The organism is Dickeya aquatica (assembly GCF_900095885.1).
In the GTDB taxonomy this organism is placed as follows: domain Bacteria; phylum Pseudomonadota; class Gammaproteobacteria; order Enterobacterales; family Enterobacteriaceae; genus Dickeya; species Dickeya aquatica.
On record NZ_LT615367.1, the window covers coordinates 2,051,529 to 2,064,057 of the forward strand.

At 52.0% G+C, this 12,529-nt stretch carries 13 protein-coding genes; 10 read left to right on the top strand and 3 right to left on the bottom strand.

Features of this window, described 5'->3' with window-relative positions; all coding sequences use genetic code 11:
• Positions 1-63 precede the first annotated feature (63 nt).
• The gene (locus DAQ1742_RS09235) at positions 64-1,752 is read right to left on the bottom strand and encodes an aspartate:alanine antiporter (RefSeq protein ID WP_035342344.1); all 1,689 of its coding nucleotides are present in this window, start codon (positions 1,750-1,752) and stop codon (positions 64-66) included.
• Between the two features lie 371 nt (positions 1,753-2,123).
• Here DAQ1742_RS09235 and DAQ1742_RS09240 point away from each other — a divergent pair, with 371 nt between their 5' ends.
• Positions 2,124-2,495 (top strand): inner membrane protein YbjM, encoded by a 372-nt coding sequence (locus tag DAQ1742_RS09240; RefSeq protein WP_035342342.1) that lies wholly within the window; start codon positions 2,124-2,126, stop codon positions 2,493-2,495.
• A gap of 85 nt (positions 2,496-2,580) precedes the next feature.
• Here the strand turns inward: DAQ1742_RS09240 and DAQ1742_RS09245 are convergent, their stop codons facing one another.
• A complete protein-coding gene (locus DAQ1742_RS09245) occupies positions 2,581-2,838 on the bottom strand; it encodes a GrxA family glutaredoxin (RefSeq protein ID WP_035342341.1) in 258 nt (85 codons plus the stop codon).
• Positions 2,839-3,163: 325 nt separating this feature from the next.
• Here DAQ1742_RS09245 and nfsA point away from each other — a divergent pair, with 325 nt between their 5' ends.
• The 9 genes from nfsA (at position 3,164) to rlmC (ending at position 11,704) form a co-directional block, all read left to right on the top strand.
• Positions 3,164-3,886, top strand: a complete 723-nt coding sequence (gene nfsA, locus DAQ1742_RS09250; RefSeq protein ID WP_035342339.1) for an oxygen-insensitive NADPH nitroreductase — start codon at positions 3,164-3,166, stop codon at positions 3,884-3,886.
• A gap of 12 nt (positions 3,887-3,898) precedes the next feature.
• The gene (gene rimK, locus DAQ1742_RS09255; RefSeq protein ID WP_035342336.1) at positions 3,899-4,801 is read left to right on the top strand and encodes a 30S ribosomal protein S6--L-glutamate ligase; all 903 of its coding nucleotides are present in this window, start codon (positions 3,899-3,901) and stop codon (positions 4,799-4,801) included.
• Positions 4,802-4,894: 93 nt separating this feature from the next.
• On the top strand, positions 4,895-5,374 hold the full coding sequence (locus DAQ1742_RS09260; RefSeq protein WP_180706294.1) for a YbjN domain-containing protein: 480 nt from the start codon (positions 4,895-4,897) through the stop codon (positions 5,372-5,374).
• A gap of 380 nt (positions 5,375-5,754) precedes the next feature.
• Entirely contained in the window at positions 5,755-6,864 is a 1,110-nt protein-coding gene (gene potF / locus DAQ1742_RS09265) for a spermidine/putrescine ABC transporter substrate-binding protein PotF (protein WP_035342334.1), read from the top strand.
• 111 nt (positions 6,865-6,975) lie between these two features.
• A complete protein-coding gene (gene potG / locus DAQ1742_RS09270) occupies positions 6,976-8,115 on the top strand; it encodes a putrescine ABC transporter ATP-binding subunit PotG (RefSeq protein ID WP_180706324.1) in 1,140 nt (379 codons plus the stop codon).
• A 14-nt stretch (positions 8,116-8,129) separates the two neighbouring features.
• Positions 8,130-9,089 carry a putrescine ABC transporter permease PotH gene (potH, locus tag DAQ1742_RS09275; protein ID WP_035342329.1) on the top strand — a complete coding sequence of 320 codons (960 nt, stop codon included), beginning with the start codon at positions 8,130-8,132 and terminating at the stop codon, positions 9,087-9,089.
• A complete protein-coding gene (gene potI, locus DAQ1742_RS09280) occupies positions 9,086-9,931 on the top strand; it encodes a putrescine ABC transporter permease PotI (RefSeq protein WP_035342326.1) in 846 nt (281 codons plus the stop codon). Before potH ends, potI begins: the two co-directional genes overlap by 4 nt.
• Before the next feature lie 96 nt (positions 9,932-10,027).
• The gene (locus DAQ1742_RS09285) at positions 10,028-10,501 is read left to right on the top strand and encodes a YbjO family protein (RefSeq protein WP_035342323.1); all 474 of its coding nucleotides are present in this window, start codon (positions 10,028-10,030) and stop codon (positions 10,499-10,501) included.
• Between the two features lie 66 nt (positions 10,502-10,567).
• The gene (gene rlmC / locus DAQ1742_RS09290; protein ID WP_035346041.1) at positions 10,568-11,704 is read left to right on the top strand and encodes a 23S rRNA (uracil(747)-C(5))-methyltransferase RlmC; all 1,137 of its coding nucleotides are present in this window, start codon (positions 10,568-10,570) and stop codon (positions 11,702-11,704) included.
• 56 nt (positions 11,705-11,760) lie between these two features.
• On the opposite strand, the gene DAQ1742_RS09295 is transcribed toward rlmC, so the two are convergent.
• Positions 11,761-12,495, bottom strand: coding sequence for an arginine ABC transporter substrate-binding protein (locus DAQ1742_RS09295; RefSeq protein WP_035342315.1), 735 nt, complete (start codon positions 12,493-12,495; stop codon positions 11,761-11,763).
• Positions 12,496-12,529: the final 34 nt, after the last annotated feature.

The following is a 12,529-nucleotide window of genomic DNA, read 5'->3' on the forward strand; positions in this document are numbered from 1 at the left end:
CTACACCTTGAGGAAAAAGTTCTGCGCAGCCTGAAAAAAATTGACGCTAATTTACAAAATGCGTTACCCCGGTAGCTGTGGCCAGATGATGACTATCAGGGAACCGGCCAGGGTAAGTAACACGTTGGCAATGGCATAAGTCCCGGCGTAGCCTAATGCCGGAATGTTGCTGCGTGCCGCATCGCTGATTATCTCCATGGCCGGTGCGCAGGTACGTGCTCCCATGATGGCACCAAACAGCAATGCCCGGTTCATTCTCAGAACATAAGCACCAAACAGAAAGCACACCACGACGGGTAGCAGGCTAACCACCAGGCCTGACAACACCATCTGCACACCGATTTCGCCAAAGCTGTGATTAATGGTGCTGCCTGCGCTTAAACCTACGCCCGCCATGAATACCATCAGGCCAAATTCTTTCACCATATTCAGCGCGCCTTGTGGAATGTAGCCGAAGGTTGGGTGGTTGGCGCGCAGAAAACCCAGCATGATGCCGGAAAATAACAAACCGGCGGCGTTACCAATGCCGAAGGAAAAACTACGAAACTGGAACGTGACCAGACCGACCATGATACCGATGATAAAAAAGGCACAAAATGCTAATAAATCAGTGACCTGGCTATGAATAGAGATAAAACCTATTCGGTCGGCGACGCTTTTTACCCGTCGCGCATCACCACTGACCTGAAGGACATCCCCCTTGTTCAGTACGACGCCATCATCAATCGGCATTTCTATTTGGCTGCGAACGATTCGGTTGAGAAAACAGCCGTGGTCGGTCAGCTTGAGCTGGCTGAGCCGCTTGCCTACGGCATTATGGTTTTTCACCACAATTTCTTCCGTCACAATGCGCATATCAAGCAAATCGCGCTCAAACACCTCTTTGCCATCACGGAAGTTGGGGTTAAGACGGGCATGTGCATCGGGGTAGCCCACCAGTGCGATTTCATCACCCAGTTGTAGCACCGCATCACCGTCCGGTGTTGCCAGAATGCCGTTACGGCGAATGCGCTCGATATAACACCCGGTCTGGCGATAGATACCCAGCTCGCGCAGGTTTTTACTCCCTGCCCAGGCGACCAGTTCCGGGCCGACCCGGTAAGCGCGGATAATCGGCAGGTAAATTTTGCGCTGACTGTCGGCATCCAGCCCGCGTTCACGGGCAATTTGCTGGGCGCTGGTCGGCAAATCCTGATGCTGTAATTTAGGCAGATAGCGGGCACCGAAAATCAGGCTGACCAGCCCGACCAGATAGGTTAACGCGTATCCCAGGCTCAGTTGCTCTTGGGCCATCGACAGCGACGGGCCAAGGGAAAGCGTATTGCGCAGCGTGTCACCGGCACCAACCAATACCGGGGTGGATGTCATGGAGCCTGCCAGCATCCCGGCGGTCAGGCCGATTCCCCAGCCAAACAATTTACCCAGCAATAGTGCAATAAACAGAGCACTGCTGACCATCACCAGCGCCAGCATCAGATAATTCTTGCCATCACGAAAAAAAATGGAAAAAAAGTTCGGGCCGGCTTCCACGCCCACACAAAAAATAAACAGCATGAAACCAAGATTGAGCGCTTCTGTATTGATGGCAAAATGCTGTTGACCCAGCAGCAGTGAAACGACCAAAACACCAATGGAATTGCCGAGTTGAACCGAACCAAGCCGCAATTTTCCAAGGCAGAGCCCCAGGCAGAGAACAACGAACAACAGCAGAATGTAATTCCCGTTTAACAAATCAGCGACGTTTATATTCATGGAATGTAACTTGTTGTTTACTGGTAAATTATTGATATAAAAAATATTTTGAACTAAATTTACCCCATCGCAGGGGCTTGTGCCATGTTTGTCTGAATGGCGAAGAACCAGAGCAGTGTAATAACAACAATGAGTGACACTGCTGTGATGACTCGGCGAGTGCGGCGGTTTATTGGCAACATCATCTGGTTTGATGGGGCCATTTTAGAGATTTCTCCGGCGGACAACCAGCCGCGGATACGGATAAATCGTATCAATGCTGGTTTTTCGCGCCATCAGGGATGCATGCCGTATCACGTTTAATAACGGCGAAAGATACGAAAAGTGTATCGCCCAGTGCAGCGACTTAGGGGTAATTCGGGGAGACGAACATGGCAGGTAGCAGAGGGTGGTTGGGTATTGTTAGCTGTTTTGTCTTGTTTATGCTGGTGTTTTTAAGCCAGAAAATGCGTATTGTCAGCGCGTCGCTGGATGAAGGGTTTCGTGGAGACCCTGGTATGTTATTGTTTTTATTGCCAGGTATGGTGTCAAGTTACCTGTCCCGTAACCGACGTTTACGCTATCCGTTGGCGGGCGCGCTGGTCGCGATGCCTGTGTGTCTGCTGATGTTATCGCTGTGGCAATTTTCCCGGCTATCATTCTGGCAGGAACTGGCTTATGTCAGCAGCGCTGTCTTTTGGTGTCTGCTCGGCGTATTGCTGTTCTTGTTTTTACGTGCCGTCAGCCGACACTATTTTTATTGACATACCTCACACACCGCGTGACTTACGCTGTTAAAGCAAACGACAAAAGGCGCATTAAGCGCCTTTTGTCTACCGGGTTGCTTGATTACTGGAACAGATGTTCGCGCGCATAGGCTTCAAAGTCGGTACAACCGCCGATGTGTTTTTCGTCCAGAAAGATCTGGGGCACGGTTTCTACCGGCTTGCCAACGGTTTTTGACAGGTCATCTTTGCTGATCCCTTCGGCATGGATATCAACATAGCGGTAGCTGAAGTCATCACGCTCGGCAGAGAGTTTTTCTGCCAGCTCTTTGGCTCTGACACAATAAGGGCAACCCGGGCGTCCGAAAATGACTGCGTACATACTTACTCCTTTATTTTTAAAGCATTAAGAAGATATCCGTGATATCGAACCTCTTCTTAGAGTATAAGAAATTTTGCCAACTGCATTACTATGCCTGTAATGATAATCGATCGAAAGTCGTGATTACCTGTTAGAGCGATTTGTTGTCTCTATCCTCACCACCGGGTGCCAAAAGCAGCCGATAGCATTGGTGCCACTCTATCGCTGACATATAATTGCCAGTGTGCCAGATAAACAGCCGAAGTCTTGACCTGCCGGTAATACGCCTCGGTGTTACGATACTGGGGCAATGTCATCTCTCAGATTGCTTTTAGGAAAAACCAACGTGACACCAACTATTGCACTATTACGCCAGCACCGTTCCATTCGTGCTTTCACCGACCAGCCGCTAAGTGATGAACAACGTGAGGCGATTATTGTGGCTGCACAAAGTGCCTCTACCTCCAGTTTTTTGCAGTGCAGTTCGATTATTCGAATCACGGATGGCGATTTGCGTCAGCAACTGGTGCAATTAACGGGCGATCAGCCCTGGGTGGGCCAGGCGGCGGAGTTTTGGGTGTTTTGTGCGGATTTTCACCGTCATCAACAGATTTACCCGCAAGCGGAAGTGGGGCTGGCGGAACAATTGCTGCTTGGCTGTGTGGACACGGCTCTGATGGGGCAAAATGCGCTGATCGCCGCAGAATCAATGGGGCTTGGCGGCGTGTTTATTGGCGGTATTCGTAATCACATCGCGCAGGTAACAACCCTGCTGGCATTGCCACAGCAGGTGTTGCCGCTATTTGGGTTGTGCCTGGGCTATCCTGATGCTTGTCCTGATCTCAAGCCACGCCTGCCTGCGGGTCTGGTGGTGCATGAGAATCGGTATCAGCCGCTTGATCGGGCGTTACTGGCCGCCTATGACCAGCATATTATTGATTATTATGGTCATCGTGACAGCAACCAACGCATGGAGAGCTGGAGTGAGCAGATTCGACGTATGCTAAGCAAGGAACGTCGTCCATTTATGCTCGATTACCTGCATCAGCAGGGGTGGGTCACCCGATAGCACCGGAGCGTTATGAAAATCGCTATTTTGTCACAGGATAGCTTGCTCTATTCCTGTAAACGATTGTGTGAAGCCGCACAGGCACGCCAGCATAGCATTGACGTTATCAACCCGCTGTCTTGCTATATGAATATCAATTCAGCGGCTCCGTCGGTGCATTATCGGGGGCGGCAACTGGAACAGTATGATGCCGTTATCCCTCGGATTGGCTCGGCGATAACGTTTTATGGTACCGCCGTGCTGCGTCAGTTTGAAATGCTGGGCAGTTTTGTGCTCAACAATGCGATATCGGTTATCCGCGCGCGCGATAAATTGCATTCACTGCAACTGCTGGCGCGCCAGGGGATTGACCTGCCTATTACCGGTTTTGCCCACTCGCCAGATGATACCGCTGATCTTATTAAAATGGTGGGGGGTGCGCCGCTGGTGGTTAAACTGGTGGAAGGCACCCAGGGCATTGGCGTGGTGCTGGCAGAAACGCATCAGGCTGCCGAGAGTGTGATTGATGCGTTTCGCGGGTTGAATGCCCATATTTTGGTGCAGGAGTATATCGGTGAAGCGCATGGCAAAGATTTACGCTGCCTGGTTATCGGTGAACGGGTGGTCGCGGCGATAGAGCGGCAGGCCAAACCGGGTGATTTTCGCTCCAACTTGCATCGGGGTGGGTCGGCCAGCCGGGTTCGTATAACGCCGCAGGAGCGCGCAATTGCGGTCAAGGCCGCAAAAACATTGGGACTCAACGTTGCGGGTGTTGATATACTGCGCTCTGCGCGTGGCCCGTTGGTGATGGAGGTCAATGCCTCGCCAGGCCTTGAAGGCATTGAAACCACGACAGGGCTTGATATTGCAGGGATGATGATTGAATACATTGAGCAGCATCCCCGGGTATCTTCGCGTGCTGGCATCAACCGATGAGCCAGAGGCGTTGACGCTGTTATTTCTGTGCGGGGTGGCAACAGGTCGCCATGCGTCAGAGTTTTTATCATTGATGAATATGAGGCGGTCAAGATGGATTCAATCATCGTCCCTGATTTGAATGTGCTACGGCGGTGGCTGGATCAATTGGGCATTATTTATTTCGAATGTGATTCCTGTCAGGCATTGCACCTTCCCCATATGCAAAATTTTGATGGCGTATTTGATGCCAAAATAGACATGGCCGATAGCGTTATTCTGTTTTCTGCGCTGGCGGAAGTTAAACCGACGGCATTAATTCCTCTCTCAGGCAATCTGAGCCAAATTAATGCCAGCTCGCTGACAGCAAAAGCGTTTCTGGATATTCAGGATGATAACCTGCCAAAGCTGATTGTCTGCCAGACTTTTAGCGCGGGGCGGGGTATCACGCTTGAGCAATTCCGTCATTTTATGGAGCAGGCAGAGCAACAAATTTCCATGGTCATCATGGAAGCCAGCGCCAATAATCTGCTGTTTTTAGGGGAAGAGGAAGAGAGCCCTGCTGGGCTGCTGGGTAGCCCGAGTTTGCATTGATTACGTTGTGGATCAATGACTGACCATCAGCTTTTCTTATTTTTAATAAACCGCATTTAATGCGGTTTATTTTGTTTTAATCGATATATTTTACTGGCTTTGTGGCGTAGGAACGCATCACATAGATAAAATGTGAATAAATAATCGATAAAACCCGTTTTTTTTATTCCGGTCTGGTACGGGCGTAACAGTGCGGTTATGCTTTATTTCTATAGGGTGCCGGTCGTAACGTTGTGTCGGGTTACGCATTGACAACGCAGGGTAGATGCATAGCCATTCATCTGTTGTCCTGCCGGTTATCTAAAAATACACGCACGCCGTGCTCACGGTTTGTGCCTTAACCCACCTGTATTCACCCCCTGGTATGGAGGAAGGAACGGATGTTCACCCAACGTAAAAAATGGTTTTCGGGTGTTTTTGCCGGCTTGATGATCGCCGCGTCCGTCACCGCATCTGCGGAAGAGAAAACGCTGCACGTCTATAACTGGTCTGACTATATCGCCCCGGACACACTGGAGAATTTCCAGAAAGAGAGCGGTATCAAAGTCGTGTATGACGTGTTTGACTCCAACGAAGTGCTCGAAGGCAAATTAATGGCTGGCAGCACAGGGTTTGATTTGGTTGTCCCTTCTGCCAGTTTCCTGGGTCGCCAGATCGGTGCAGGTGTTTTTCAGCCGCTGGATAAGAGCAAGCTACCCAATTATAAAAACCTTGATCCTGAGCTGATGAAGCTGATTGAAGAGCACGATCCAGGTCATAAATATGCGGTGCCTTATCTGTGGGCAACCACCGGTATCGGCTATAACGTCGAGAAAGTTAAAGCCGTACTGGGCAAAGATGCGCCGGTCAATAGCTGGGATTTGGTACTGAAACCGGAAAATCTGGAAAAACTGAAAAGCTGTGGGGTTTCGTTCCTGGATGCACCGGCAGAAGTCTATGCCACGGTGCTCAATTATCTTGGCAAAAATCCGAACAGCGCCAACGAGTCGGACTACACCAAAGAGGCAACCGACCTGTTGCTGAAACTGCGGCCTAATATTCGCTATTTCCATTCCTCTCAATACATTAATGACCTGGCCAATGGTGATATCTGTGTGGCGATAGGCTGGGCCGGGGACGTGCTGCAAGCGTCTAACCGCGCCAAAGAGGCGAAAAATGGTGTGAATATCAGCTACAGCATTCCAAAAGAAGGGGCACTGGCCTTTTTCGATGTGTTTGCCATTCCCAAAGATGCGAAAAACCTGGACTCTGCTTATCAGTTCCTCAACTACCTGCTGAAGCCTGAGGTGATTGCCAACGTCAGTAACCATGTCTACTACGCCAACCCAAACAAAGAGGCAACGGCGCTGGTAAAAGACGAGGTGCGTAGCAATCCGAATATCTATCCGCCAGCAGATATTCGCGCCAAACTGTTTACGCTCAAGGTACAATCACCGAAGGTTGACCGTGTGATTACCCGTTCGTGGACTAAGGTAAAAAGCGGGAAATAACCGTCAGCCTTCATGCCACTTTTGTCGAACAGGCGGCTTAATCCCGCCTGTTCGTGTTATTTGTGTCGTCGTCAGGTGACGGCGACTTTGTTCTGCTTTTGCCGGAGAGCAATATTAAGTGAACGACGCGATCCCCGTCCCCAGGCTAAACCTCAGAAAGCGGCGACACCGCTGCTGGAAGTGCGCAATCTGACCAAATCGTATGAGGGTCAGTTCGCGGTTGATGATGTCAGCCTGACCATTTACAAAGGCGAAATTTTTGCCCTACTGGGCGCTTCCGGCTGTGGTAAATCCACACTGCTGCGCATGCTGGCTGGTTTTGAACAGCCGACGCAGGGGCAAATTGTATTGGATGGACAGGATTTGTCCCTGGTTCCACCGTATCAGCGGCCGATCAATATGATGTTTCAGTCCTATGCCTTGTTCCCGCATATGACGGTAGAAAAGAACATCGCGTTTGGTTTGAAGCAAGACAAACTCTCGCGTGGCGAGATTAAAGATCGCGTCGAAGAAATGCTAACGCTGGTGCACATGCAAGAGTTTGCCGGGCGCAAGCCGCATCAGCTTTCTGGTGGGCAGCGTCAGCGCGTGGCGCTGGCGCGTAGTCTGGCGAAACGTCCGAAGCTGCTGTTGCTCGATGAGCCCATGGGCGCGCTGGATAAAAAACTGCGTGACCGTATGCAACTGGAAGTGGTGGACATTCTTGAACGTGTCGGCGTGACCTGCGTCATGGTGACGCACGATCAGGAAGAGGCGATGACCATGGCCGGGCGTATTGCCATTATGAATCGCGGCAAATTCGTGCAAATTGGTGAGCCTGAAGAGATTTATGAAAACCCGACCTCCCGTTTCAGTGCCGAGTTTATCGGCTCGGTCAATATGTTCGAAGGCATCCTGACCGAGCGTCAGGATGATGCCTTGATTCTGCAAAGCCCAGGGCTGATTCATCCACTTAAAGTGAATTCCGATGTGTCGGTAGTGGATGGCGTGCCAGTGCATGTGGCGTTGCGCCCGGAGAAAATCATGCTGTGTGATGAGGTTCCGGCTGATGGCTTCAACTTTGCAGTAGGGGAGGTGGTGCATATTGCCTATCTTGGCGATCTCTCCATCTATCATGTTCGTCTGAACAGCGGGCAGATAATCAGCGCACAGTTACAAAATGCCGACCGCTTTCGTAAAGGCTCGCCCACCTGGGGTGATGAAGTGCGCCTGTGCTGGGATGCGGACAGCTGTGTAGTACTGACGGTGTGATGGAGGAAAAGGCGATGGCGATGTTATCTGAACAACATGAACCACCGGGCCAATCCATGAGCCCGTTGCGTGCTGCGCTGGCGCGTTTGCGCCTGGCACATGGGCGCAAATGGGTGATTGCGCTTCCCTATCTGTGGCTGTTGTGCCTGTTTATGCTGCCGTTTTTGATTGTGTTCAAAATCAGTTTTGCAGAAATGGCCCGCACCATTCCACCATACACGGATCTGTTGGCCTGGGCGGATAACCGTTTACAGATAAGCCTGAATATCGGCAATTACCTGCAATTGTTATCAGACCCGCTGTACATCGATGCTTACCTGCAATCGCTGAAAGTCGCGGCAATATCCACATTGTGCTGTCTGGCAGTGGGATATCCGATGGCGTGGGCGGTGGCACATAGCAAGGCATCTACCCGCAATATTTTGTTATTGCTGGTGATTTTACCGTCGTGGACGTCATTTCTTATCCGTGTCTATGCCTGGATGGGCATATTGAAAGACAACGGCATATTGAATAATTTCCTGATATGGCTGGGTGTTATCGATCAACCTCTGGTGATTTTGCATACTAATCTGGCGGTGTATATCGGGGTGGTCTATTCCTACCTGCCGTTCATGGTGTTGCCGATTTATACCGCGCTGACGCGGCTGGATTACTCACTGGTGGAAGCCTCGCTGGATTTGGGTGCTCGCCCGGTGAAAACCTTTTTCAGTGTCATTGTCCCGCTGACGCGTGGCGGTATTATCGCAGGCTCGATGCTGGTGTTTATCCCGACTGTCGGGGAATACGTTATCCCTGAACTGTTAGGCGGGCCGGATAGCATCATGATAGGTCGCATTCTGTGGCAAGAATTTTTCAACAACCGCGACTGGCCGGTGGCTTCGGCGGTGGCGATGGTGATGCTGATTTTGCTGATTGTGCCGATAATCTGGTTCCATAAACACCAGAACAAGGCTGCGGAGGATCAGGCATGAATAATTTACCGGCTGTGCGTTCGCCGTGGCGAACCCTGATCCTGGTGTTGGGATACAGCTTTTTGTATGCCCCGATGCTGATGTTGGTTATCTATTCCTTCAACAGTTCGCGGTTGGTTACGGTATGGGCTGGATGGTCTACCCAGTGGTATAGCGCACTGTTTGAAGACTCCGCCATGATAAGCGCCGTCGCGCTTAGTCTGACCATTGCCGCGGCGTCGGCCACCATGGCGGTGGTACTGGGCACGCTGGCGGCCGTGGTGATGGTGCGTTTTGGTAATTTCCGCGGTTCCAACGGTTTTGCCTTTATGCTGACGGCACCGCTGGTGATGCCGGATGTGATTACCGGCTTGTCATTGCTGCTGCTGTTTGTGTCGCTGGCACAAGCGATCGGCTGGCCTGCCGAGCGCGGTATGCTGACCATCTGGCTGGCACATGTGACCTTCTGCTCGGCTTATGTCACGGTGGTGATTAGCGCCCGCCTGCGTGAGCTGGATCGCTCGATTGAAGAAGCCGCTATGGATCTCGGGGCGACGCCGCTGAAGGTGTTCTTTATCATCACGGTGCCGATGATAGCCCCGGCACTGGTCTCTGGCTGGTTGCTGGCGTTCACTCTCTCGCTCGATGATCTGGTGATAGCCAGCTTCGTTTCCGGGCCGGGCGCAACGACATTGCCAATGCTGGTGTTCTCCAGTGTCAGAATGGGGGTTAACCCACAGATCAACGCACTGGCGTCGCTGATCCTCTTGGTCGTTGGCATCATCGGGTTGATTGCCTGGTGGTTTATGGCGCGCGCAGAAAAGCAGCGCCAGCGCGATGTGCAGAAGGCCAGACGTGGTTAACCTCAGTGTCAGGCTAACGCGATAGCGCCGGTATTTGCCAATTCCCACAACGCCACCATACTTTCTGGTGGCGTTGTTATTTCAGGGGGGGCAGATATGCAGCACATCAAGCGAGAGGTTCTGCGGCGCAGCCTGTTTGCGCCAGTCGCGGTCATGGTGGCAGGCTCTGCCATTATTGCCACGCGTTGTTTGAGTGTGATGCTGACCATCAGCGAACTTGGGATCAGCGGATTTGGCGGCTGGCTGAGTAGCAGTGCCAGGCAATGGGACAGTACATTGGTGCTGCTGGCTGCGCTGCTGGTGTTGTGCGTTGAGATTCGATGCGGTTTTGCGGTACTCAGTGGTGTTAACTGGGGGCGTTGGTGTTTTTTGCTGACGCAGTGTCTGGTCACCGTTTATATGTTGCTGGCGTCGTTGCTTGAGTTCTTGCCACCTGTTTTTCATGTCAGCGGGGATGGCGCGGGGGAGGTGTTAAATCAGCTGTTTATGCAGCGCCTGCCGGACTTTTTACTCATCCTGCTTCTGTTTATTCCCCGGCGCAGCCAGCGTTTTTTTATGCCCCACCCGTAATTTTGCCTGATGGGGGTGATACAATCAGCCCCCGTTTTTATCCTGATGATTGACAGTAAACTCGCCATGCAATGTGCCCGTTATCACGATGGCTCCTGCCGTTCCTGCCAGTGGCTGGAGATTGACTACCCCCGGCAGCTCATTGACAAACAAACGCATCTGACAACGCTGCTGGGTGAGTACCCGGTACGGCAATGGCTTAGCCCTGTGCCGTCGCCCGTATCTGCTTTTCGCAATAAAGCCAAAATGGTGGTGAGCGGCAGCGTGGAGCGCCCGCTGTTTGGCATGTTGCATCGTGATGGTACGGCAGTCGATCTCTGTGATTGCCCGCTCTATCCTGACAGTTTCACCCCGGTGTTTGCAGTGTTAAAGACATTTATTGCCCGTGCGGGGCTCACGCCTTATAACGTAGCGCGTCGCCGGGGGGAGCTGAAATACCTGCTATTAACACAAAGCCAGCTCAGCGGGCATTTTATGCTGCGTTTTGTGCTGCGCTCGGATGTCAAATTACCGTCTTTGCGAGCGGCTCTGCCGTGGCTGATGGCGCAGTTGCCACAGCTGGCGGTCATTTCTGCCAATATTCAGCCAATACATCAAGCCATTCTGGAAGGGGAGGAGGAGATTGCGCTCACTCCCGAACAGGCGCTGGAAGAGCGTTTTAATCAGGTGCCGTTGTCTATTCGGCCGCAGAGTTTTTTCCAGACCAACCCCCATGTGGCGGCCACGTTATATGCTACGGCAAAGCAGTGGGTATCGGTATTACCTGTCCAGAGCATGTGGGATCTATTTTGTGGTGTTGGGGGTTTTGGGTTGCACTGCGCAGGCCCGCAAACGGCGTTAACCGGCATTGAAATCAGCCCGGAAGCGATTGCCTGCGCCCGGCATTCGGCGGCGCAACTGGGGCTGGAGAATGTTAGTTTTGCCGCGCTTGACTCTACCCGGTTTGCCGTTGGCGAAGCTCAGACGCCGGATTTGGTGATAGTCAACCCACCCCGGCGTGGCATTGGCGAGGCATTGTGTGACTATCTGAGCCGAATGGCTCCGCCGTACCTGCTCTATTCGAGCTGTAATGCACTGACGATGGCGCAGGATATTGCCCGTCTGCCGGCATACCAGATACAGCAGGTACAGCTATTCGACATGTTCCCGCATACCGCTCACTATGAAGTGCTGGCGTTGCTGCAACGGCGCATGGCTGACTGACGGCAGTGAGATGACGCTACCGGAGCACCGTTAGCGTCATGAGAGGAAAAATCGGCTTATTGCTGCGGGAACCACTTGTCATTGAGGGCTTTATAGGTGCCATTGGCTTTGATAGCCGCCAGCGCGTTGTTCAGTTTTTCCAGTAGCGCCTGATTATCCGGGCGCACGGCAATACCCAGCCCGATGCCAAAGTAGGTGTTGTCGGTGACTTTTTCTCCCACGGTGGCCAGCTCAGGGTTGGCTTTCAGCCACTCGTTGACGACGGCGGTATCACCAAACACACCGTCAAGACGGCCATTTTTCAGGTCGATCAGCGCGTTTTGATAGCTGTCATACGGCACTGTTTGTACTTCCGGGTGTTTCTCTTGCAGGTATTTCTGGTGCGTGGTGCCATTTTCCATACCGATACGCTTGCCTTTTAAGTCAGCGAAGCTGTGGTATTGGCCTTTTTGCGCAATGATGATGGCTGAGTTTGCGTAATAAGGCTGGGTGAACGCCACTTGCTTGCTGCGCTCGGGCGTGATGTCCATACCGGAAATAATGGCATCATAACGGCGGAATTTCAGGGCCGGGATCAGGCTGTCAAAGGCTTGATTGGTAAAACTACAGGTGGTCTGAAGCTGTTTGCACAGGGCATTCGCCAGATCAATATCAAACCCCACCATCTGATTATTGGCGTCCAGAGACTCAAACGGTGGATAGGTGGCGGAGGCGGCAAAACGCAAGGTGTCAGCCGCCTGACTGCCAAAGGCGCAACCTGCCAGTAAGGCAGCAAGAACAAATTTTTTCATAGCATACTCCGGTTTATAGGATAGGTAGCGTGTG